Source organism: Flavobacterium sp. GW821-FHT12A05 (genome assembly GCF_058807735.1).
Genome location: NZ_JBXAQY010000003.1, coordinates 600,764 through 625,774, shown reverse-complemented (window position 1 = coordinate 625,774; position 25,011 = coordinate 600,764). Strand labels below are relative to the sequence as shown.

The following is a 25,011-nucleotide window of genomic DNA, read 5'->3' as shown; positions in this document are numbered from 1 at the left end:
AAAGATATCAAATGAAAAAATTCATCATAATATTAGGAATGATTGTGACAAGCTTAAGTTCTTGCAGCAATTATATTGAAGAGGAAAGTTTATCAAATGTTCCTGCCGATGCCACTTATAAAACGGCATCTGGATTTCAGTTATTAATAAATTCTAATTATGCTTGGCTTAAAAGCATTTACGGAGGAAATCCGTGGTTGTTTGAAGCCGGAACCGATATGTATGCAGAAGGAAGAACTCCGGAACCAGCCGGTTTAAGCCAATATGCACTATTAATACCAACATCAGATAATGTGTCTGATTTGTATACTCCTTGTTATCAGTTGATTCAGTCGGTAAATAAAGCAGTTTATTATTCGACTATAACAGAACAGGCTCCAAATTTAAATACGCTGGTAGGCGAAGCAAGATTTTTAAGAGCACAGGCTTACTTTTTGTTAGTGCAGACTTATGGCGGCGTTCCTATTGTAAACGAACATATTACAACACCGGTATTGTCTTTTCATAGAAATACGGCCGAAGAAGTGTACGGACAAATTATTGCCGATTTAGATTTTGCTTTAGCTAATGTTGGAACTTCAGTTTACAGCACATCAGGAAAAGTAAACAAAAGAGCCGTAAACGATTTATTGGCCAAAGTGTATTTAACCAGAGGATACGAAACTTTTGGTAAAGCCGATGATTTCTCTAAAGCAGCTGCTTATGCCGATGCTGCAATTGCTGGTCAGGCATTAAACATCGCTTTTAACCAATTATTCGTGACAACTTCTACTGGTGATAACGATTTGAATGCAGAAACCATTTTTTCTGTACAATACGATAAAGCTTCGACAAGTACAGATCCAACAAAATTAGGAAACAATCAGTTTTACTATTTCAGTTCGTATTTAGGAGGTGCAGAAACAGGCGCTCCGTTAAGAAGTTACAATTTATGTCCTACAGATTATGCTTTGGGTTTATATGAAAAAGGAGATAAAAGATGGGATGCAACTTTCATGACCGAAATACTTGAAGAAACAGTAACGGTTGATGGAAAAGCAAAAACAACACTTTATTATCCTTATTACAGACCAACAAATGCCAGTGCAGTAAAAGTGAGACATTTTTATGAACCAAAATGGTTTACACCTGCGGATAAAACGGCTTGGATGACAACGAATGCTTCTAGATTAGCTTCCACATTTGTTTATCATCCTTGGGGAGAATATTCAGCAGCGCATACTTTAATTAAAAACTTAGATTGTTACACAATTCCGGTTAAGAAATTTGATGACGCAAATCCAACAACGCCTTCAAGCACAGGTCCGGTTAGTACAAGAGATATTATTGTTTCGAGATTAGGTGAAACGTATTTAATTGCTGCCGAAGCCTATTTAAAAGCTGGTGTGCCTTCTACAGGTTTAGATCGTTTAAACGAAGTAAGAAGAAGAGCCGGCGTAGCAAATGCAACGATTGGACAATTCAACATCGATTATATTTTAGATGAAAGAGGAAGAGAATTATTAGGCGAATATAAAAGATGGTTTGATTTAAAACGTACCGGAACTTTAGTAGCAAGAGCATCTGCACATAATTATAAAATTAAGGCCGCTAATTTTGTTGGAATCGACGGTCAGCTTAAAATATTAAGACCAATTCCTCAAACGGCATTGGATTTAAACCAAAATAAAGACTTTCCTCAAAATCCTGGTTATTAGTAATTTGGTAGTTTTTTGAGACTATTTGTTTTTTTGAAGAAGTTAAAAAGGAGTCTGGCCAAAGTGCCCGACTCCTTTCTTAACTAAAAAGTAAATTGATTGTAATGCGAAAAATGGTATTGATTTTATTATTGCTTTCCTGTGTTCTAAGAGCGCAGCAGACTTACAGTGTCGACACGTCGTATACGGTAAAAAGCACCTATAATAAATTGATAAAAAAATACCCGTCGATAACCATTCCTGTTATCGATAAAAATGAAAACGTCGATCAAATTGAGGATATTATTTATAATGAAACAGACAGAGCATTGCATTTAGATGCTTTTGTAAATAAGAAACAAAAACAAAATCCGGCGGTTATTATGATTCACGGCGGAGGCTGGAGATCGGGAAATAAAAGTCAGATGAATCCGTTGGCGCAGGAAATAGCATCACACGGTTATTCTTGTTTTACAATAGAATACAGATTATCGCTCGAGGCAAAATATCCGTATGGAGTTTATGATGTAAAAAATGCGATTCGGTTTATAAAAGATAATGCAGGAAAATTCAATGTAGATCCAGACAAAATTGCGGTTTTAGGCTGTTCTTCGGGAGGTCAGATGGCAGCTTTGATTGGTACAACAAATGGAAATTCAACTTTTGATGATCCTTCAAATAAAAGTAAATCATCTTCAAAAGTAAATGCCATTATTAATGTAGACGGCATTTTAGCATTCAGACATCCGGAATCTTCTGAGGGAGAAATGGCATCCTTTTGGCTTGGAGGTTCTTATGAACAAAAAACAGACAATTGGAAAAATGCATCGGCTTTAAGCCATACCAATAAAAAAACACCGCCCGTATTGTTTATAAACAGCAGTATCGACAGGTTTCATGCCGGAAGAGACGATATGATAAAGATTTTAAATCAATATAAAATTTACAATGAGGGGCATACTATCGAAAACTCGCCTCATTCTTTCTGGTTTTTTCAGCCTTGGTTTAATCAAACCGCTGATTTTACAATTAATTTTTTAAAAAAGACATTCAAATAATTGCAATAAAATGAAAACAAAAATTACAGCCGCAGCTTTATTTTTAATCGGTTTAACATCAGTAAATGCTCAAAAGTATAATATAAAAACGGCTAAAACGTATGCCGAAATTTCAGCAAAAACAGACGGACATTGGGAAGGAAGAAAATACAAAGGCGGTACGACTTTTAAAAATGTTGACCGGCTAAAACTGGCACCGGAACATACAGACCATTCTTTTGATATTCGTTATGAAGGTCCGGGCTGGGAAAGCAACAGAATTGGTTACCGTTTATATCTGGATTGGAGAAATGCAATTGACATCTTCGGAAAGAAAACTTCTGAAATGATTTTACCAATTGTGGGTCAGGATAATTTTGATTCGTACCACGAAATGAGCGATTGGGGAGCCGATATTTTAAAAGCCGGAAAAGGAATTGGAATTGGTTCTATAGATCGTTATTTAAACAACGAAAAACTGCATTTCCGCGAAGTCGATTCTACAATTGCAACGGTTGTAAATAAAAACAACGAATCTGGCGTAAAGGTGAATTACTATGGATGGAAAACAGCTTCGGATAAAATTGATTTCACATCAGTTTTAACCATAAAACCAGATCAGTTGTATACGAAACATACGATTCAGGCTTCAAAAGAAATTAAAGGAATTTGTACCGGAATCGTAAAACAGAAAAATACAGAACTGCTTAAAAAAGAAAGTAAAAACAAAAAATGGGCTTATCTGGCCACTTATGGCGTACAGTCTTTAGTTCCGGACAAATTGGGAATGGCTATTTTTTATGAAGTTAATACAATCGAAAATATCGCCGATACGGATTTAGATTATTTACTGGTTTTTAAACCCACCACAAAAGCAACTGCATTTTATCTTTTAGGAGCTTGGGAACAAGAAAAAAACGGAATCAAATCTCAGGAAGAATTCGTTAAATATTTAGATACGCAATTAGAAGTGTTGAACAAAAAAGGAAAGATGTAAATTGTCTTTTTTGCCACTCCTGATAGCTATCGGGATACAGGATTTAAAAGATTTTTGAAATTAAAAATTAAAGATTAAAAATCTGCTGGATCTGCTGAATCTGCGTGAAAATATTTAACACATAGAAACATAGAATTATTGTATTTTCAAAGAGTATAAAAGAAACAAGTCTATGTTTGTTAATACAAGTGAAACGCCTTTTATTAAGTACCAAAAACTATGTTTCTATGTTAAAACAAGCAACGAATAATCCAAATAATCTATTATCCCGATAGCTATCGGGAGTGGCAAAAAAATATATAATATGAATTGTAAAAAAACAGCCGTTTTATTATTTCTGCTTTTGAATGTTTTTGCAATTGCACAAAACAATCCCGAAAATGCACTGCCGGATAACTTAAAGTGGTCTGAGAGAACTGCGCTTTCTATTTTGGACAAATATCCCGAAGCATGGAAACTAGACGGAAATGACAGTCCGAAATGGGATTATAAAATGGGTTTTGTTTTGTCTGGTTTTGAGAAATTATATCAGGAAACAAAGGATAAAAAATATCTGGACTACATTAAAAAGTATGTTGACGGTATGATTGACACCGACGGAAATATTAAAAAATACGACGTTAAAGAATACAATATTGATTGTTTGAATCCGGGGAAACTATTGTTTAATTTATATGATGTAACAAAAGATTCACGCTATTTTGAAATTACTGGAAAATTGAGAAATCAATTAGAAAGTCAGCCAAGAACACACAGTGGCGGATTTTGGCACAAACAGATTTATCCCAATCAAATGTGGATTGACGGCTTGTATATGGCTGAACCTTTTTACGCACAATTTACAATGAAATATGAAAAGGGAAGAAGTTTAGACGATATTGCCAAACAATTTGAATTGGTTCACGATCACATGATCGATAAGAAAAGCGGACTGGTTTATCAGGCTTGGAATGAAAGTAAAGAAATTGCCTGGGCCGACAAACAAACCGGAACTTCGCCAACTGTTTGGGGACGTGGTATTGGGTGGTATATGACAGCGTTGGTAGAAACGTTAGATTATTTTCCGAAATCGCATCCGAAATATAAAGTTCTGGTTCAGTATTTAAATGAAATTGCAGCGTCTGCAGATCAGTACAAAAGCGATACAGGATTATGGTACCAAGTGGCAGATAAAACACAGTTATATGCCAATTATACAGAGCCGTCTGCCTCGGGAATGATCATTTATGCTTTTGCAAAAGGAGCACGCAAAGGCTATTTGCCTTCCAGTTATAAAAAAACAGCAAAGAAATCATTTGACAGTTTTGTAAAAGAATTTGTAAAGGTCGATAAAAAAGGTGAAGTAAATATTTTAAACGTGTCATCAAATGTAGGTTTAGGAGGAAAACCTTTTAGAGACGGTACGAATGATTATTATCTTATTGCGAAAACAAAAGAGAATGGTGCAATAGGTTTGGGAGCCTTTTTATTGAGTGCTATAGAATTGAATAAATAAAACGATTTATTATGATAAAGAAAAGCCATTTTAGTTTTGCCGGAATTGTCCTCCTTGGTGTAATTGTGTTTTCATTTAATGAAATGAAGGCACAATCTTCTGCTATTTCAAAAGATTTAAAATGGTCAGATCGAATGGCACTTTCTGTTATAAAACGTGCACCGCTGGCCTGGCAGGTCGATAATAACGAAAAACCAAAATGGGATTATAAACTGGGTTTATTGATGACTTCTTTTGAAAAGCTGTATCAAAAAACAAACAATCCTATTTATGCAGATTATATTAAAGCTTATGGTGAAACCGTAATTAATCCTTCAGGAGAAATTTTGAATTACAAACTCGAAGATTATAATATAGATTATGTTAATCCGGGTAAGTTTTTGTTTGAACTTTATAAAAGAACGAATGACAATCGTTATTTAACTGCGATGCAAACATTGCGCAGACAATTAGAAACACATCCAAGAACAAATTCGGGAGGATTTTGGCACAAAAAAATATATCCGTATCAAATGTGGCTGGATGGTTTGTATATGGGAACACCTTTTTATGCACGTTATACCGTTGAATTTGATAACGGAAAAGATTTAGATGACGTTGCCAAACAATTTGAGCAAATACAGCTGCATACGCTGGATAAAAAAACAGGATTGCTTTTTCATGCCTGGGATGAAAGTAAACAAATGCCTTGGGCTGATAAAGAAACCGGAACTTCACCTAATTTTTGGTCACGTTCTATTGGCTGGTACATGATGGCTTTAATTGATGTTTTGGATTATATGCCAAAAGAACATCCAAAGAGAAAAGAGCTTATTGAGTACCTAAATGATATTTCAAAAGCAGTGGCAAAATATCAGGACAAATCAGGATTGTGGTATCAGGTTACAGATGCAGGAAATAAAAAAGGAAATTATCTTGAAGCTTCGGGATCTGAAATGTTTGTTTACGCTTTTGCAAAAGGAGCAAACAAAGGATATTTACCTTTAAGTTATAAAAAACTCGCGGTAAAAGGCTTTAATGCTATTACTCAAAAATTGATCACAGTTGATGAAGATGGCGAAATCCATATTACGCAGGTTTGTGCCAGTGCAGGATTAGGCGGAAATCCGTATCGTGATGGTTCTTTTGAATATTATATTAAAGAAAAAATAAAGACAGACAACTCACATGGGTTAGGGCCATTTATTTTGGCCGCATTAGAAGTAGAACAATAGTAGAATTAAAATATATTTTGAAATGAAAAAGAGTAGAAAACACAGTTTTATGTCGGTTTTATTAGTTTGCATGATGGCTTTAACAGGCTGTAAAGCAACTTCACAGGAAACTGCAAAAAAAGAAATCGTTATTTCTAAAGACATGAAATGGTCAGATAAAATGGCTTTAACTTTAATGAAACGTCATCCGGAAGCTTATATGCTCGATGATGCTAAAAAGCCAAAATGGGATTATGTTCATGCTTTGGTTTTACATTCAATAGAAGAGTTGAACAAGAAAAATCCAGATCCTCGCTACAAAGCTTACATAAGAGGTTATGTAGACGAATTAGTGCAGGAAGACGGAACGATTAAAACTTACGAATTCGATAAATACAATATTGATTTGGTGGTTCCTGGACGTTTGCTTTTTGCCATTTATGACGAAACAAAACAAGATAGATATTTAAAAGCCATGCAGTTGGTTCGCAAACAATTGGCAGAGCAGCCTCGCACGGCAAGCGGTGGATTCTGGCACAAACAAATTTATCCAAATCAAATGTGGTTAGATGGTTTGTATATGGGAGAACCATTTTACGCGCAGTATACTTTGACATACGAAAACGGAAAAAGTTTTGATGATATCGCGAAACAATTTGAGCTGATTCAATTGCACGCTACAGATCCTAAAACGGGATTATTATATCACGGCTGGGATGAAAGCAAAGCAATGCCTTGGGCAGATAAAGTAACAGGAAACTCTCCAAATTTCTGGTCGAGAGCTTTAGGCTGGTATGTAATGGCATTGGTTGATGTTTTAGATTATATGCCAAAAGAACATCCAAAAAGAGCAGAGTTAATTCAATATTTAAACAATGCTTCGGCTGCTTTGGCTAAATATCAGGATAAATCTGGATTGTGGTATCAGGTTACAGACAAAGGCGGAGAAAAAGGAAACTATTTAGAAGCGTCAGGATCTGCTATGTTTGCGTATGCTTTTGCAAAAGGTGCAAACAAAGGATATTTACCTGCAAAATATAAAAAACTAGCCAACAAAGCTTTTGACGGATTGACTAAAATTTTAATCAAAAAAGTAGATGAAGACGGCGGTATTACCTTAACAAATTGCTGCCAGGTGGCTGGTTTAGGAGGAACTCCATATCGTGACGGTTCTTACGATTATTATGTAAACGAAAGAAAAAAAGACAACGATCCTAAAGCAACGGGCCCTTTTATCTTAGCGGCCTTAGAATTGAATAGATAGTTTTTTTTAATTGTTAATTGTTAATTATGAATTATGAATTGTAGTTTATTGTCTTGCTGAGCGATCCCGAGGCTTCGGGAGAAGCATGGTGTAGTAAATCAATAAAGTAATTCCATACGTCTTAATTCCATCGCGATACAAACCCGACAGGTTTTTAAAACTTGTCGGGTTTAAGTAAAAAGTTAATCACTACAAAATGAAAAACATAAAAATCGTTATTCTTTTTCTTTCTGTTTTTTCTTTTCAGAAAAATACGGCACAGGTCTGGACACCGGATAATGGAGACGGAACGTACACGAACCCCATTATTCATGCCGATTATTCAGATCCTGATGTTGTGAGGGTGGGAGACGATTTTTATATGACAGCATCGTCTTTTAACTGCATTCCGGGGTTACCCATTTTACATTCTAAAGATTTGGTAAACTGGAAAATTCTTAGCTATGCGCTGCCAAAACAACCGCCCTTTGAAACCTTTAATAAAGTACAGCACGGAAATGGTGTCTGGGCGCCAAGTATTACTTTTCATAAAAATGAATTTTATATTTATTACCCTGATCCTGATTTCGGAATTTATATGATTAAAGCCAAAAAAGCAGAAGGGCCTTGGTCTGAACCACTTTTGGTAAAAGCTGGAATTGGGTTAATCGATCCTAGTCCGCTTTGGGATGATGACGGAAAAGCGTATCTGGCGCATGCATTTGCAGGAAGCCGCGCCCAAATTAAAAGTTTACTGGTTGTATGTACTATGAATGATGAAGGAACCATTGCTAATAATGACGAAGTAATGGTAATTGACGGACACGATGGCGAAGGCACGATTGAAGGACCAAAATTCTACAAACGAAATAATTACTATTACATTTTTGCTCCGGCCGGCGGTGTTGCAACTGGCTGGCAGACGATTTTAAGATCTAAAAATGTATTTGGACCTTATGAAAAGAAAAAAGTTTTAGAGCAGGGATCGACTAAAATAAACGGTCCGCATCAGGGCGCTTGGGTGCAGACGCAAACAGGTGAAGACTGGTTTATTCATTTTCAGGATAAAGGCGCTTACGGAAGAATTGTGTATTTGCAACCCATGAAATGGGAAAAAGACTGGCCGGTTATGGGAAAGGATTTTGATAAAAACGGAATTGGAGAACCGGTTGCAACCTATAAAAAGCCCAATGTCGGCAAAAAATATCCAATAGAAAATCCTGCAGCGTCAGATGAATTCAATGAACCAAAATTAGGATTGCAATGGCAGTGGCAGGCCAATTCGCAGATAAATTGGGGTTTCCCGACAAGTCTTGGTTATTTGAATTTGTTTTGCGTAAAAACTACTAAAGACAGTAAAAGCATTTTTGATGCCCCAAACTTATTGCTTCAAAAATTTCCTGCTGAAGAATTTTCGGCTACAGCCAAAATAACTTTCAACACAAGGTTAAACGGAGAAACAACCGGACTGATTATTATGGGATTGGATTATAGTTATTTATGTCTGAAAAATGAAGATGGAAAATTATATCTCAACCAAAAAACAGGAACTTTTAACAAAACGGTTTCAGAAACAGAAACAAAACCAGTTTTAATTTCTAATAATACCATTTACCTGAGAGTGAAAGTTAAAAGAGGCGGCGTTTGTAATTTCTTTTATAGTTTAGATGATAAAAATTATCAGTCCATTGGAACTGACTTTACAGCTAAAGAAGGAAAATGGATTGGTGCCAAAATAGGACTTTTTGCTTTAAGCGAAAAAGTAACAAACGATTCCGGAAATGTGGCCATCGATTGGTTTAGAGTAACGAAATGAAAAAGCACTAAAATTTAAAAATATTTTTTTTCAGCTAAAAAACGGCTTCAATAAATGAGATATAATTAAAGAATTAAAAAAATTAATAGTTCGATATATTTGAATATAAAATACGAGCTAAAAATAGTGTTTAAATAGTTTTTTCTTACAAAAGTGAATTTTAGAACCTTTTTTTGAGTAAAATTGAGTTTTCATTCCATTTGAATAAATAATTACAGACGATTATCGCAAAAGAAAATAAAATGATTCAGTTAAAAAAAATATTGTTTTTTATTATCGCTTTGAACTTTGGTACACAGGCGCAGAATAGTTACAAAAACTGGCCGGATGTCATTCGCAAAAATGATGCATCGTGGTTTGGTACCGAAGAAGCCAAAAAGATTGCCGAAAATGTACTGCTTTATCAAAGAGATATAGGAGGATGGCCCAAAAATATTCAAATGCAGAACGAGCTGATTCCTTCGCAGCAAAAGGATTTGCTCGAAATTAAAAAGACCACAAAAGAAACCACAACAGACAATGGAGCAACCACTCAGGAAATGCTTTTTATGTCTAAAATGTACGCTCAGGTTAAAGACGAACGTTACAAAGAATCGTTTTTAAAAGGCCTGAATTATTTACTGGAAGCGCAATATAGAAATGGCGGCTGGCCTCAGTTTTATCCATTAAAAAAAGGATATTACACGCATATTACCTACAATGACGATTCGATGGTGCGTATTTTAGATGTGATGAAAGAAGTAAGTGAACAAACTGATTTTTACAGTATTAAGCCATCAAAAGAGATCATTTTAAAAACAAAAACAGCTTTTGATAAAGGAATTGACTGTATCATCAAAACACAATACAAACAAAACGGAGTTTTAACGGCTTGGTGTGCGCAGCATGATGAAGTTACTTTACTGCCTGCAAAAGCCAGAGCGTATGAACTTCCTTCGCTGAGCGGAAAAGAATCGGCTAAGATTGTTTTGCTTTTAATGTCAATTAAAAATCCGTCACCGGAAATTATTACGGCTGTAAAAAGTGCCAATACCTGGTTTGAAAAAACAAAAATTACCAATCTTGAAGAGAAACGTGTTTTAAATGATGCAGGGAAAATCATCGATAAAAAAATGATTCCAGTTCAAAATGCGGCGCCAATCTGGGCCAGATTTATGGACTTGGATACGAACGAACCGTTCTTTTGCGACCGTGACGGAATCAAAAAGAAATCGCTTGATGAGATTGGTGCAGAACGTAGAAACGGTTACGCCTGGTATACCGATGAACCTAAAGAAGTATTGAAAAAATACACTTCATGGGCCGTTAAAAACGGAGTGAAAGTTTCGGAAACATCGGATAAAAAAAAAGCTGATTTTTTAACTGTTGCACAAGATGGTTCCGGAGATTTTACCAAAATACAAGATGCGATATATGCAAGTCCGTCTTTTCCTTATCAAAAAGTAACGATATTCATTAAAAACGGAACCTATAAAGAAAAGTTGAGAGTACCGGAATGGAACACTCATTTGGTTTTATTAGGCGAAAGCAAAGAAAACACGATCATTACTTTTGATGATAATTTTTCGAAAATTAATTTAGGCAGAAACAGCACTTTTTATACGTCAACACTTTTAGTGGAAGCAGACGATTTTTCGGCATCTAATATAACCATTAAAAATGCTTCGGGCGATTATGGTCAGGCCATCGCTTTATCGGTTGTGGGGAATCGTACTAAAATTTCAAACTGCATTATTTCGGGAAATCAGGATACGTTGTATTTATCGGGAAAAAATGCCAAACAATATTTTAAAGACTGTTATATCGAAGGCACAACCGATTTTATTTTTGGAGGCGCAACGGCTTTATTCGAAAATTGTATCATTCACAGTATTAAAAGTTCGTATGTTACAGCAGCTTCAACTCCGGAAGGCGTGGATTATGGTTTCGTTTTTAAAAACTGTAAGCTGACTGCAGAAGCTTCTGCTAATGCCGTGTATCTGGGCAGACCCTGGCGTATTTATGCCAAAACCGTTTTTATAAACTGCGAATTAGGAAAACAAATAAAACCAGAAGGCTGGGAAAACTGGTCAAAACCGGATGCAGAAAAAAATGCCTTTTATGCGGAGTACAATAACAGCGGTGAAGGATTTCAGCCCAATAAAAGAGTATCATGGTCACATCAGCTTACAAAAACAGAAGCAGATCAATATTCGATAGAAAATATTCTAAAAGATACTGCTGTTAAGTGGTATTTAGAATAAGGTGCTGAGGGACTAAGGTTCTAAGGTGCTAAGTTTTTTTGATGCACAACAGTGCATCTCTACAGAAAAACCTTTGAACCTTTGTATCTCTGCAACTTTGCCCCTAAAAAAAACAATAAGAAAACTCAGAACCTTAGTATCTCAGAACCTCAGAACCTCTAAAAAAAATGAAATATCTAATCCTTTTACTCCTTTCCTGCACTTGTTTTGCCCAGAAAAATGAATTTCCAACCGCAAAAGTTGATTCAATTGTAAAGAGAATACAATTGCCAGTTTTTCCGGCTTATGAAATAAACGTTCTAAAATTAGGAGCAAAAGGAGATTCTATTTTTAATAATAAAACCATTTTTGATAAAGCAATGGCTTTGTGCCAAAAGAAAGGCGGCGGTACTATTATTGTCCCAAAAGGGATTTACAAAATAAACGGACCAATTCATTTTGTGAGCAATGTAAACTTGAAAATTGAAAAAGGAGCCAAAATAAAATTCAGTGACAATCCTAAAGATTATCCTTTGGTTTTAACCAGTTGGGAAGGTACAATGTTGTACAATTACAGTCCGCTGATTTATGCGAATGAATGTACCAATATTGCGATAACAGGCGAAGGAACAATTGACGGCGAAGGAGGAAATGTCTGGAAAAGTTTTAAAGCAAAAGAAGGAGAGGGAAAAAATCGAAGCCGAGATATGAACCATAATAACACGCCTTTAAAAGACAGGAAATTTGGTGAAGGTTATTATCTGCGTCCGCAAATGATTCAGTTTTTGAATTGTAAAAATATACTTATTGAGAATATTAGGATCGAGAATTCGCCATTTTGGTGTCTGCATCTTTTAAAATCGCAAAGTATTACCGTTAGAGGCATCAGCTATAAATCATTAAATTATAACAATGACGGAATAGATCCTGAATATGCCAAAGATGTTTTAATCGAAAATGTGACCTTTAATAATGGCGATGATAATGTAGCCATAAAAGCAGGGCGAGATCACGAAGGCAGAGCCAATATGGCAACGCCAAGTGAGAATATCGTAATTAGAAATTGTAATTTTAAAGGACTTCACGGCGTAGTAATTGGCAGCGAAATGTCGGCTGGAGTTCAGAATGTTTTTGTAGAAAACTGCAGAACAATCGGCTATTTAAAAAGAGGGATTTACTTGAAAACCAATGCTGATCGCGGCGGTTTTATTAAAAATGTTTTTGTTCGAAATATACAGCTCGATGCCGTAGAAGATTGTTTGTATATGACGGCAAATTATCATGGAGAAGGAAAAGGATACCAATCTGAGATTTCAAATATTCATTTTTCGAATATTAGCTGCAATAAAGCATCAGAATCGGGAATTGTAATTCAGGGTTTCCCGGAGAAAAAAATCCAAAATATCTCTTTTAAAAACATAGAAATCAAAGAAGCCAAAAATGCTTTGTCTAATGAAAATGCAGAAAACGTTCTTATGACGGACGTTTTTATTGGAAATAGAGCAGGGGTGCCTTCGGCGGTTTCGAAACATTAAATTTTTTTTTAACCGCAAAGTGCGCAAAGATTTTTATCAGTACACTGTATAATAAAACACAAAGTTCGCAAAGCTGGAAATAAATGAAAAAACTTAGCGCTCTTTGCGGTTAAAAACAACAAACCAAAAACAAAATGAAAAAATACATCATCTTAACATTACTAATCTCTACCGTTTGTTTGGCACAGAAAACAACTTTATACACTATAGGCGATTCTACGATGGCCAATAAAAAAGATCCTGATCGAAACCCTGAGCATGGCTGGGCACAGGTTTTACAGCCGTTTTTTAAGGATGATATTGTGGTGGTAAACAAAGCGGTAAACGGACGAAGCACCAAGAGTTTCATTAATGAAAAACGCTGGGATTCGATTTATAAAAAGCTAAAAAAAGGAGATTATGTTTTTATTGAATTCGGACATAACGATGAAAAAATAGAAGATTCTGTGCGTTATACCAATCCGCATACGGCATATCGATATAATTTGATTCGGTTTGTAAAAGAGAGCAGGGAGAAAGGAGCAATTCCGGTTTTATTGACTTCTATTGCCCGACGCAATTTTAATGAAAAAGGAGTTTTGATTCCCACTCATGGCGATTATCCGCTGGAAACAAGATTAGTATCGCAGGAATACAAAGTACCTTTTATAGATTTAGAGTATTATACTGAATTACTGGAACAGTCTTTTGGACCGGAAAAATCGAAACAATTGCATTTGCATTTTAAAGCCGGAGAAAATCCGTATTACGATAAAGACAAGACCGATGATACACATCTTTCTTTGTTAGGTGCAACAAAAATTGCCCAGATCGTAATTAATCAGATTAAAGAACAGAAAGATCCGTCTTTGGAAAAACTAAAAAAAGGAATTCGATAACAGGACAGGATCTATGTTTTAAAATCCAAAATTTAAAATCCAAAATCTCAAATTCTACAATCTACAATCTACAATCTAAAATCTAAAATCTACAATCTAAAATCTAAAATCTACAATCTACAATCTACAATCTACAATCTACAATCTAAAATCTAAAACATGTCTTATAATGCAAGTTTTAAAGCTTTTAGCGGCAATAAAAGGATTGGGATAGTAAGATATTTGCAACCGTAAAATCAGCCTGGTTGTGAAATTCTCGGAATTGATTTTTTTACATTTTTTATGGTGAAAAGAGAAGACTTATAGTTTTCTCTTTTTTTTGTGCCTTATCTAAAAGATTAAAAAAAGGATACTATTATTTTCTTCTCGTATAAAATTTTAAGTCTGTTTTACTTTATAAACTCCTGTTTTTTTTCTCGAGAATGTCTCTTAATAACATTTTTTATCAAATATATGTATGGAATTAGTAATGGGAACAAAAATTTGTCTGAGGCTTTTATTTTGCTGACAAATGGGATAAGTTTTTAATAAATCATAAAACTAAAAGTTGTTTCATATTATAATTTGAAACAACTTAAAAGTTTGAAAAACTGCTGAATTTGAATATTTGATTTATTTTTATCATTGATAATCAAAGGATTGCTTTTTTTATGAAAGTGATGTTTCGTGCTTTACTTCTTTTTTTATCAGATCGTATATAAACCTTCTTCTAAAATTACCCGCCAAAACTATTGATACAATATAAGCTTTGCATCAAATGTTGTTTTGTATCAGGTTTTCAATGTTCATTTTTAAGTTAAAATATAAATCAAAGCGTATTTGAATAAGAATATGCACTATATATTCCGATGAAAAGATAGTTATAAATGCAGTCTTTTTGTAATTAATATATTATGGAAAGCTGAAATACTATAAGCCTTTAAAATTATTTTTTGCCTGTAACTGTCAATAATATAGGATCTAAGATGTAATTTTTTTAGTTGAAATTTAAAAATACCACGTATGGCTTATACTTCTACTTTTTCTTTTACAAGAATGTCTTTTTTGTTTTCTTGCCTGGCAGTTTTATCAGTACTACAGACAACTTTGGCGCAAGCTCCGGGAGGAGTTTCAAGCAGTCTTAAATTATGGCTGAAAGCAAATTCGAGTGTTACCCCCGCCACACAGGGTGCAGCAATTACAGCATGGAACGATTTAAGCGGAGGCAGTAATCATGCAACAATTCCAGTATTAACTCCAATTGTATTAAACCCGACTTTTCAGCAAAATACGCTCAACTTTAATCCTTCGGTGCGTTTTGCAGGAACGAGTAATCTTAGTTTCTCGGCATTGTCCGGGCTTTTAACACCGGCGGTAACGAGCAACAATGTATCGGTTTATACTGTTTTTTTAATGAATAGTACAACGAGTGCACCGGGAAGGGTGGTAATGGTTTCGCAAAATCCGCTTACTTCTGACTGGCAGAATATGGCCGGTGCTAATTTTATAAATCGTAATGGTACAAGTATTAACGGCTACAGAAATGGTATTGGAGGTCCTTCTGTGGGACCTGTTGTTGATACGCCGGTTATTGCGTCTACCCATTTTACAGCATCAAATCAATGGAAAACCGAAATTAATGGAAATGCTTTTACATCATCGGCTTTCACTACTACAGCATTTAATGCAGGCTACTTTCGTTTAGGACAGAGTACTTACAGCAATGATGATTATTTTAACGGAGATATAGCAGAGGTTATTTTATATACTTCAGACCAATCATCACTGGCGAGTCATAACCAGATAGAAAGTTATCTGGCTGTTAAATACGGTATTCATAAAACAGGGAGTTATGTAAACAGTTCAGGCACGAATATTTGGGATGCAACAGCTAATGCTGCTTATCATAATGATGTATTTGGTATAGGGCAGGATAATGCATCGGGATTGCTGCAAAGCCAGTCAAACAGTACGAATACGGGTAGTGGTAATGGTACGGGACAAAGCGGAAAAGGGAATATTACCATCAGTAATCCTTCTTCATTAGCTAATAATGCATTTTTAATGATTGGGCACAATACTGGAGCACTTACACGATAATAAAGGTGTTTTTTTAAAGATGTTTAAGAGAAAATTTAAAAATGAATTTGATTTTTGCGAAGACTCATTTCTATTAGAAAGCGAAAGAAGTTTAAAAGATTTTGACCGTTCTATATTCGTTGTATATGATAAAGAAGAATTAATTGATTTTTTAAAATTAGAGAAAAAAGGAAGAAATGTTATGGTGTGCTTATTTGATAAGCAATTGCATAAAAACTTCTCTTTTTTTAAAGACATTAAAAATTTGTTTTTAGTGGATGGTTCAAAAAGCAGAACAGAAATGTTTGAAGATCTTAATGCATACTTTAAAAGCAAATCAGATTTTGTTCCTAAAATACCCAATTTAAATTTTTTAAGCAGGAATACAAGTCAGGCGCAATTTGATAATTTTCAGAGAGCCTTGTTTTTTATGGTGTGATTTATTTTGTAATTAGTTTTTTTATAGAAAAAGGTGAATGCGGTAGTAGGTGTTCGCCTTTTTTGCTTTTAATAACAATGCTCCCAAAACAAATTCGTTCTATGAGTTTTTTTATTTCGATTAAATGAGTAAATTGTTTTCAATAAAAAGTAATAGAGTAATGAAAAGTACAATCCAGCTTTATGTTCCAATTGCATTTTCGATTTTAGTTTTTGCAAACGGTAATGCACAGAAAAAAACAACAGGAAATACAATCGTTTTAAAAAATACTTCCAATTTAGAACTGCCTCAAAAAGCCATTTCTATTAAAAGAAACCAGCTTTCTCTACAAAACAATTCCGGAACTTATCCTATTTTAATTTATAAAAAAGATACAATTCCGGCACAGTTGAATGATTTAGACGGCGACGGAAAATGGGATGAATTGTTTCTGGTAACTGATTTTGCTCCAAAAGAAGAAAAAAAAGCTGTTTTAAGCTGGTCTGACAAAGACCCTAAATTTACAATAAGAACGAGTGTTAGATTTGGGAAAAGGGAAGGGAAAAACCTGCCCGTTCACCCGGATACTCAGGAAGTTTTATTAGCCAATGAGGTGCATAAAAAACTCGGGTATCAAAAATACCAAACCGACGGTCCAACCTGGGAAAATGATAAAGTAGGTTTCAGACATTATTTAGATGGAAGAAACTGTAAAGATGTTTTCGGAAAAAAAACACCCGGAATCACACCGGAAGATGTGGGAATAAACAGCAATGGTGCTGTTGAAGACAACTACCACGTAATGCACGATTGGGGAAGAGATATTTTTCCTGTAGGAAATTCAGCCGGATTAGGTGGTTTTGCTTTGTTGACAGAAAATAATAAAGTAAACAGACTCGGTATTTTAGGCAATGATACCATAAATAATATTCAGAAAACCACCTTTAAAATTGTAAGCGAAGGCCCGGTAAATTCAGTTCTAAATTATAAATACCAAAACTGGGAAGCATCAGGAAATCTATATCAGGCAGAAGAAACAGCTTCGATCTGGCCGGGAATGTACGGTTACAAAAACACAGTTTCTATAAACGGTTTAAAAGGAAACGACACACTTTTGATTACGCTTTCAAACCTGAACAATCAAAACCCAATGCAGGTAATCGATTCAGGAGATTTTGTTTGTCTCGTTCAGCATGATAAATTAACCTACGAACGCCAATGGATTTTAGGAACGGCCATACTAATTCCGAAAAATGTTTATAAAGGTTATATAGAAGCACCAAAAACAGGGCAATTAACAGATTCGTATTTGATAAAAGTTTCGGTAAAAAATAATCAGGAAGTAAGTTATTACCCAATAGCCGGCTGGGAACTAAGTGCGGATAAGAATTTTAAAGATGCCGCTTATTTTACCAATTATGTAACAACTCTGGCCAAGCAGTTATCTGCTAAAATTAAAGTAGATGTGAAAAAGTAATAATGGAGTAAAATTTTATCAAATGAATATTGATAAAAGTGTAATAAACGGTATTGTTTTTAAGAATGCACAGCTGAATAAATAGTTAATTGGGTAATTTCTCCTCACATTCTCAATCTCAAATCATAATGTTTTTAGCCAAAATCTTATGATTTGGGATTTTTTTTCACAGATAGAAGAAAAAAAATACAACGGGCTGTAAACCGCATAGAAATGGTCTGATTTTTAAAATTGATAATAAATGTCTGATTAATAGTTTATTGCGTAAATGTGATTTTACAAAATCGAATAAGTAAATTTATCGTTAAGTAAAAGCGTAAAAAACTATGCTAATTTTAACAGCAATTTTATTGTAACTATCGATCAAACTTCTATTTTTGCGCCTTAATTTAATAATTATAAGCATGAAAGATCTATTAGTAAAAATCAACGCCGAAATTGACGCATTTAAAGCAGAAGCTGAATCTTTAACTGAAAAAGGTATCAAAGCTGCAGGACCAAGAGCACGTAAAGCTACTTTAGAAATTGAAAAACTTTTAAAAGAATTCAGAAAAGTTTCTATCGAAGAATCAAAAAAATAATACAACTAAACCTCGTCAATCGGCGAGGTTTTTTTTTGGTTTGAGCAAAGCGAAAAGCTCTAGTAAGAAAACCTCAGAACCTTAGCTCCTCAGTCCCTAAGAACCTCCTAAATAGAATTTCGGTCAATAAAATTAAAAGGCACTTTAACCTGACCTTTCTCTTTATTCAAAATCATTCGTGCGGCCGTTTCTCCCATTATATTAAAATCGGTAGACATAACCGTAATGCCTAATAAATCTTTTAGAGGAGTGTCATTATAAGAGATAACACCAATATCTTTGCCTAAAACAAACTCTTCGTCCCGAATTTGTTTCACTAAATTCACCAGATCCGATTCTTCAATCGTGATAAACAAATCTCCTTTTTTAAGAATCATATCGTCATAGACTTCGCTTAAAATCTCAAAATTGATTTCATGTTCTACGCAGAATTTCCTGAATCCGTGCAGAATCCTTCTTGGATAGGGGTAAACTGCTTTATCAGGATAAACCAAAATCAAGCGTTTGTATTTAGATACTTTTTCTAAACCTTCCTTTAAAGCATTGTAAATATCATTTTCAAAATCCTGATATATTTTAATAACATTATCTCCCGTTCCCAGTTTTATATTGTCCAGAACAACCAGTTTATCTTGCGGGATTTTTTTAATGGCATCGACAACTTCATCTGTAAAACTTAAATGTTTTAATTCATCTGTTTTAAAATGAGTAGTGATTACATAATAATCATAAGCGCCATCAAACTTGTCCAGAATATTTAAAAAAAGCGTTTCATCGCAATGATAAATCTGAAGATCGACATGCGCATTGGCCCCTAAAGTATTAATAAAAGCACTGTAGGTTTTCATTTTATACGAACTCAGTTTATTGGTCAAAAAAAGAATATTAACTTTAGATTCCAGTTTTGTGCGTGTGATATAATATCCTTTTCCCCTAATAGAAGAAATAATTTTTCTCTCTTTTAAAATATTATAAGCTTTTTCAACAGTATCACGCGACATATAAAACTCTTCGCTAAAACTGTTTATAGAAGGAATTTTTTGGTTTATTTTTAAATTTCCGTTAGCAATATTTTGTAAAATCGAGTCAACAATCTGTTTGTATTTAGGAACCCTCGAATCTTCGTCTATTTTAATTAATTTAATCATGCTTGTATTTTGCAAATCTGGTTCATGTTTTACCATGACACATAATTTTTTAATTATAATTTTATAAAAGCATGTTTTAAAAAACTGCTTATGTATTGATTTTGTTACTTTCCTTACAAATCATAGAAATTAAATAAGGCTTACTTTATTTTCCTTTATTTAATATTAAACTGAGGATATTATAATTACGAAATCGATTGCTAAAATAAGGTTTTTAAATTTATTTTTTCAATATAACGCAATTGTTCTTTGCAATTAGCAAGTACTTTTAACATAATTTACCCAAATCATAAAGGATAGTACAGGACAGTTTTAATTTTTACATTCTATTATTTTACAAAACCAAACTAACTGTCACAATTAACCAAAAACAGAATTATTAAATGGAATCATTATTAGGAATTATTTTTCATTCTATCGGAGGATTTTCTTCGGGTAGTTTTTATATGCCTTTTAAAAAAGTTAAAGATTGGGCTTGGGAAAGCTACTGGCTTGTGGGCGGTTTTTTCTCTTGGTTAATCGTACCGCCAATTGCCGCTTATTTAACGATTCCAAATTTTACAGATATTATTATTGCCGCTTCTCCATCCATTAAAGCCTTTACTTTTTTAATGGGATTAATTTGGGGAATTGGAGGTTTAACTTACGGTTTGGGCGTTCGCTACTTAGGAATGTCTTTAGGAAACTCAATTACATTAGGATTCTGTTCTGCTTTTGGAGCTTTAGTTCCATCAATTTATTATGATATTGTTCCAACTGAGGGGAAAATTTCATTTACACATATGCTTTCTAATCCTGGCGGACAACTGGTTTTATTTGGAGTTGTAGTATATCTTGTTGGGATTGCTATTTCTGGAAAAGCAGGAATGCTGAAAGAAAAGGATTTTGCCACAGGTCATGAAGATAAGGATAAAGATTTTAATCTGGTAAAAGGTTTAATTGTAGCTGTAATTTCAGGAATATTAAGTTCATTTTTCAATTACGGAATCGAAGCTGGAAAATCAATGGCAGAACATGCTGTAGTAAATGGTGCAAATCCGTTATTCCAAAACAATGTAACCTATGTTGTTCTGCTTTGGGGAGGACTTACAAGCAACTTTATCTGGTGTCTTTATTTGAACTTTAAAAATAAAACAATTAAAAACTATACTGATAAATCTACTCCAATAACTAAAAACGTTTTGTTTTCAGCACTTGCCGGAACGATGTGGTTTTTACAGTTTTTCTTTTACGGAATGGGAGAGAGCAAATTAGGAAATGGTGCCAGTTCATGGATCCTGCACATGGCAACCATCATTTTAACAGCAAACTTTTGGGGTTTTTATTTGAAAGAATGGAAAGGAGTTTCTAAAAAAACATTAAGGACTTTTTTCTGGGGAATTGGGCTTATTATGCTTGCGATCATTTTAGTCGGAATTGGAAACTCATTATAAATAATACAAGAAATAATTATAAAGTATATGTCGAATACAAAAACAATTAATACAAATTTTAAGCACGTAAGCTATCTTTGGGATGATGCTAAAGCAGCAGCATTAGCAGGAGATGAAGTAGCACTTTTCATTTATCGTTCTAATTTATTAGGAGCCGATTTAAGATTAACGAACTATGGGGGAGGAAATACTTCTGTAAAAATTACAGACAAAGATCCGTTAACAGGAACGAGCTCAGAAGTAATGTGGATTAAAGGTTCTGGCGGTGATATTGGAACACTTACAAAATCGGGCTGTGCAGCATTATATTTAGACAGACTTCGTAATCTTGAAAATGTATATCGCGGTATTGAGTTTGAAGATGAAATGGTAGAATTATTCAATCATTGTATTTTTGATTTGGCTTCAAAAGCACCTTCTATCGATACGCCTCTGCATGGATTTTTACCATTCAAACATATCGATCACCTGCATCCTGATGCGGCTATTGCAATCGCTGCTGCAAAAGACGGAGCAAAAATTACCGAAGAATTATTTGATGGAGAAATTGGCTGGGTAGGATGGCAGCGTCCTGGTTTTGACTTAGGACTTCAATTAAGAAGCTGTTTAGAAGAAGCTGAAAAGAAAGGTAAAAAACTAAGAGGGATTATGTTAGGTTCTCACGGTTTATTTACCTGGGGAGATACAGCATACGAAAGCTACATCAACACATTAGAAGTAATCGAAAAATGTGCTGAATACCTGGAAAGCAACTACGGAAAAAAACGCCCAGTTTTTGGAGGTCAGAAAATTGGAAGCCTTCCAGAAGCAGATCGTAAATTAAAAGCAGCAAAAGTGGCACCAATTTTAAGAGGTTTCTGTTCATCAGAACGTCAGATGATTGGTCACTATACAGATGATGCAAGAGTATTGGAATTCATTAATTCTAATGATTTAGCAAAATTAGCTCCATTAGGAACTTCTTGTCCGGATCACTTTTTAAGAACGAAGATCAGTCCGCTGGTTTTAGAATTAGATCCAAACGAAGATTTATTTGATATAAATGCGGTTAAAGCAAAATTAGCTCCGGCTTTTGAGGCCTACCGTGCAATGTACAAAGACTATTACAATGCCTGCAAGAAATCGAATTCTCCAGCAATGCGTGACCCAAATCCGGTTGTGATTTTATATCCGGGAGTAGGAATGTTCACTTTTGCAAAAGACAAAACGATGGCGCGTCTGGCATCAGAATATTATGTAAATGCAGTAAATGTAATGAAAGGTGCCGAAGCCGTTTCAGAATATACTTCATTACCGCACCAGGAAGCTTTCGATATTGAATATTGGTTATTAGAAGAAGCAAAATTACAACGTATGCCAAAACCAAAAGCATTGTCTGGCAGAGTAGCTGTAATTACAGGTTCTGCTGGTGGAATTGGTAAAGCTATTGCGAAGAAATTTGCACAGGAAGGCGCTTGTGTTGTAATCAACGATATTAATGAAGAACGTCTTGAAGGTGCAACAGCCGAGTTTATTAAATCATTTGGAAAAGATGCCGTTTCGAGCACTTTATTAAATGTAACAGACGAAGCAAGTACAGAAAAAGCATTAGACCAAGCTTCATTAGCTTTTGGCGGTGTAGATATTATTGTAAACAATGCCGGAATCAGTATTTCTAAATCTATCGCAGAACATACTCTTGAAGAATGGGACAGATTATACGATATTTTGGTAAAAGGACAATTTATTGTTTCTAAAGCCGGAATCGAAGTAATGCGCAAGCAAGGTTTTGGAGGAGATATTGTAAACATTGTTTCTAAAAATGCGGTTGTAGCGGGGCCAAATAACCCGGGTTACGGTTCTGCAAAAGCAGCACAGGCACATTTAACACGTTTAATGGCCGCCGAATTAGGAGCCGATAAAATTCGTGTAAACACAGTAAATCCAGATGCCGTAATCTCAGACTCAAATATTTGGTCTGGCGGATGGGCAGAAGGTCGTGCAAAAGCATACGGAGTAACGGTAGAAGAACTTCCGGCTTACTATGCAAAACGTACGTTATTAAATGAAATTATATTGCCGGATGATATTGCAAACGCTTGTTTTGCCTTTGTTGGAGGTTTACTGGGTAAATCAACAGGAAACGCCTTAAACGTAGACGGCGGTGTTGCAATGGGCTTTTATAGATAAAAAAGTTTTTTTATAAGTTTGTTTAAGCAAAAGTGGTTTTTTGTGGTCTAACGTTCGATATTTCGAGCGTTAGATTTTTTTTACAGACCACACATTTCGAGACAAACCAGATACCATTAAAATATAAAGTTAAACAAGGGTTTACATTATATCAATTCATATTCAAAAGCTATTTTCAATCTACAGAAACATAGTTTTTCTTAAGATTTTAGAGCAGAAAACATTAGTCACGATTACTTATTAATAAGAGTTTTGATGCTGAAATTGCTCCGTCTTTAATTTTATGTGTTAAAAATACACATATAAAATAAAATTGCATATCTTGTACACACTATTCAAATACAAAGTAATATGATAATCGGGTCCAATAATATTGAATCTCATAATGAGGGATTATTAAAAAAACATCAGAATAAATTAGTTTTTACAGCATCAGAAATTGATAATACAGAAGCGATAATTCAAAAGCTAATCGATTTTCAAATTGCGATTCCATCTTGGGCTTTAGGAACAGGAGGAACCAGATTCGGACGTTTTGCCGGAGGAGGAGAACCGCGTTCAATCGAAGAAAAAATCGAAGATGTTGGGCTGCTTCATAAATTAAACAATGCTTCAGGCGCCATCTCGCTTCATATTCCGTGGGATATTCCACAGGATTATAAAACCATAAAAGCACTTGCAGCGCAGCACAATTTAAAGTTTGATGCCATGAATTCGAATACATTTCAGGATCAGGCAAGTTCAGAGCATACTTATAAATACGGATCATTACAAAACGTAAATAAAGCAGTTCGCAAACAGGCAATTGCCCACAATATTGAAGTTATCAAACACGGAATCGAACTAGGATCACAATCCTTAACGATTTGGCTTGCCGATGGTTCTAATTTTCCGGGACAGTTAAATTTTAGAAAAGCCTATCAAAATACATTAGAAAGTTTAGAAGAAATCTACGACGCATTACCTGCAGACTGGAAATTATTTTTAGAATATAAATGTGCTGAGCCTAACTTTTATTCAACGACCGTAGCAGATTGGGGGCAGTCTTATTCGTATGTAAAAAAGTTAGGCGATAAAGCACAGACATTAGTCGACTTAGGACATCATTTACCAAATGCCAATATCGAGCAGATTGTTTCTTTATTATTAATGGAAAACAAACTGGGCGGTTTTCATTTCAACGATTCAAAATACGGCGACGACGATTTAACTGCCGGAGCTTTAAAACCATATCAATTATTTTTGATTTTCAATGAATTGGTAGAAGGAATGGATGCAAGAGGAATGAACCACGCCAAAGATTTGGGCTGGATGATCGACGCATCACACAACATCAAAGATCCGTTAGAAGATTTACTGCAGTCTGTAGAAGCTATTATGATTGCTTATGCACAGGCACTTTCTGTAGACAGAAAAGCATTAGAAAAAGCACAGGAAGAAAATGATGTAGTAAAAGCACAAGAGATTCTTCAAAACGCTTTCCGTACAGATGTCCGCGCATTAGTTGCCGAAGCTCGTTTACGTTCAGGTGCCGCTTTAAATCCGGTAGAATTATATAGAAGCCTTTCGGTTAGAAAAAATCTAATTGGAGAAAGAGGATTAAAAACATTGGCAACAGGACTATAATTATCAATT

General features: G+C 34.7%; 18 protein-coding genes. 17 read left to right on the top strand and 1 reads right to left on the bottom strand.

From position 1 onward, the window contains the following. The first annotated feature begins 11 nt into the window (after positions 1 to 11). From AC1RRQ_RS09120 to AC1RRQ_RS09055, 14 genes are all read left to right on the top strand, one after another. Positions 12 to 1,697: a RagB/SusD family nutrient uptake outer membrane protein gene (locus AC1RRQ_RS09120; protein WP_493022710.1), complete on the top strand. Its 1,686-nt coding sequence runs from the start codon at positions 12 to 14 to the stop codon at positions 1,695 to 1,697. 104 nt (positions 1,698 to 1,801) lie between these two features. Next, positions 1,802 to 2,734, top strand: a complete 933-nt coding sequence (locus tag AC1RRQ_RS09115; RefSeq protein ID WP_493022709.1) for an alpha/beta hydrolase fold domain-containing protein — start codon at positions 1,802 to 1,804, stop codon at positions 2,732 to 2,734. A 10-nt stretch (positions 2,735 to 2,744) separates the two neighbouring features. Beyond that, entirely contained in the window at positions 2,745 to 3,710 is a 966-nt protein-coding gene (locus AC1RRQ_RS09110) for a DUF4861 family protein (RefSeq protein ID WP_493022708.1), read from the top strand. Between the two features lie 304 nt (positions 3,711 to 4,014). Beyond that, positions 4,015 to 5,205 carry a glycoside hydrolase family 88/105 protein gene (locus tag AC1RRQ_RS09105; RefSeq protein WP_493022707.1) on the top strand — a complete coding sequence of 397 codons (1,191 nt, stop codon included), beginning with the start codon at positions 4,015 to 4,017 and terminating at the stop codon, positions 5,203 to 5,205. 11 nt (positions 5,206 to 5,216) lie between these two features. Then, positions 5,217 to 6,419 (top strand): glycoside hydrolase family 88/105 protein, encoded by a 1,203-nt coding sequence (locus AC1RRQ_RS09100; protein ID WP_493022706.1) that lies wholly within the window; start codon positions 5,217 to 5,219, stop codon positions 6,417 to 6,419. 22 nt (positions 6,420 to 6,441) lie between these two features. Then, positions 6,442 to 7,662, top strand: coding sequence for a glycoside hydrolase family 88/105 protein (locus tag AC1RRQ_RS09095; protein ID WP_493022705.1), 1,221 nt, complete (start codon positions 6,442 to 6,444; stop codon positions 7,660 to 7,662). 196 nt (positions 7,663 to 7,858) lie between these two features. Beyond that, the gene (locus AC1RRQ_RS09090; protein WP_493022704.1) at positions 7,859 to 9,457 is read left to right on the top strand and encodes a glycoside hydrolase family 43 protein; all 1,599 of its coding nucleotides are present in this window, start codon (positions 7,859 to 7,861) and stop codon (positions 9,455 to 9,457) included. Between the two features lie 242 nt (positions 9,458 to 9,699). After that, complete coding sequence (gene pelA / locus AC1RRQ_RS09085; protein WP_493022703.1) at positions 9,700 to 11,700, top strand: pectate lyase; 2,001 nt, start codon at positions 9,700 to 9,702, stop codon at positions 11,698 to 11,700. Between the two features lie 167 nt (positions 11,701 to 11,867). Beyond that, a complete protein-coding gene (locus AC1RRQ_RS09080; RefSeq protein ID WP_493022702.1) occupies positions 11,868 to 13,214 on the top strand; it encodes a glycoside hydrolase family 28 protein in 1,347 nt (448 codons plus the stop codon). 134 nt (positions 13,215 to 13,348) lie between these two features. Then, positions 13,349 to 14,092: a rhamnogalacturonan acetylesterase gene (locus AC1RRQ_RS09075; RefSeq protein WP_493022701.1), complete on the top strand. Its 744-nt coding sequence runs from the start codon at positions 13,349 to 13,351 to the stop codon at positions 14,090 to 14,092. 1,002 nt (positions 14,093 to 15,094) lie between these two features. After that, positions 15,095 to 16,171: a DUF8202 domain-containing protein gene (locus AC1RRQ_RS09070; RefSeq protein ID WP_493022700.1), complete on the top strand. Its 1,077-nt coding sequence runs from the start codon at positions 15,095 to 15,097 to the stop codon at positions 16,169 to 16,171. Positions 16,172 to 16,190: 19 nt separating this feature from the next. Then, entirely contained in the window at positions 16,191 to 16,589 is a 399-nt protein-coding gene (locus tag AC1RRQ_RS09065; RefSeq protein ID WP_493022699.1) for a hypothetical protein, read from the top strand. Positions 16,590 to 16,749: 160 nt separating this feature from the next. Then, the gene (locus tag AC1RRQ_RS09060; RefSeq protein WP_493022698.1) at positions 16,750 to 18,045 is read left to right on the top strand and encodes a DUF4861 domain-containing protein; all 1,296 of its coding nucleotides are present in this window, start codon (positions 16,750 to 16,752) and stop codon (positions 18,043 to 18,045) included. Between the two features lie 404 nt (positions 18,046 to 18,449). Continuing rightward, positions 18,450 to 18,626, top strand: coding sequence for an Hc1-related histone H1-like protein (locus tag AC1RRQ_RS09055; protein ID WP_029272605.1), 177 nt, complete (start codon positions 18,450 to 18,452; stop codon positions 18,624 to 18,626). Positions 18,627 to 18,733: 107 nt separating this feature from the next. Here the strand turns inward: AC1RRQ_RS09055 and AC1RRQ_RS09050 are convergent, their stop codons facing one another. Next, positions 18,734 to 19,774, bottom strand: coding sequence for a GntR family transcriptional regulator (locus AC1RRQ_RS09050; RefSeq protein ID WP_493022810.1), 1,041 nt, complete (start codon positions 19,772 to 19,774; stop codon positions 18,734 to 18,736). A gap of 383 nt (positions 19,775 to 20,157) precedes the next feature. Here AC1RRQ_RS09050 and rhaT point away from each other — a divergent pair, with 383 nt between their 5' ends. The 3 genes from rhaT to AC1RRQ_RS09035 all read left to right on the top strand — a co-directional run bounded on the left by rhaT (position 20,158) and on the right by AC1RRQ_RS09035 (position 25,002). Then, a complete protein-coding gene (gene rhaT, locus AC1RRQ_RS09045) occupies positions 20,158 to 21,207 on the top strand; it encodes an L-rhamnose/proton symporter RhaT (RefSeq protein ID WP_493022697.1) in 1,050 nt (349 codons plus the stop codon). A 27-nt stretch (positions 21,208 to 21,234) separates the two neighbouring features. Further along, positions 21,235 to 23,376: a bifunctional aldolase/short-chain dehydrogenase gene (locus tag AC1RRQ_RS09040; protein WP_493022696.1), complete on the top strand. Its 2,142-nt coding sequence runs from the start codon at positions 21,235 to 21,237 to the stop codon at positions 23,374 to 23,376. A 351-nt stretch (positions 23,377 to 23,727) separates the two neighbouring features. Further along, complete coding sequence (locus AC1RRQ_RS09035; protein WP_493022695.1) at positions 23,728 to 25,002, top strand: sugar isomerase; 1,275 nt, start codon at positions 23,728 to 23,730, stop codon at positions 25,000 to 25,002. Positions 25,003 to 25,011 lie beyond the last annotated feature (9 nt).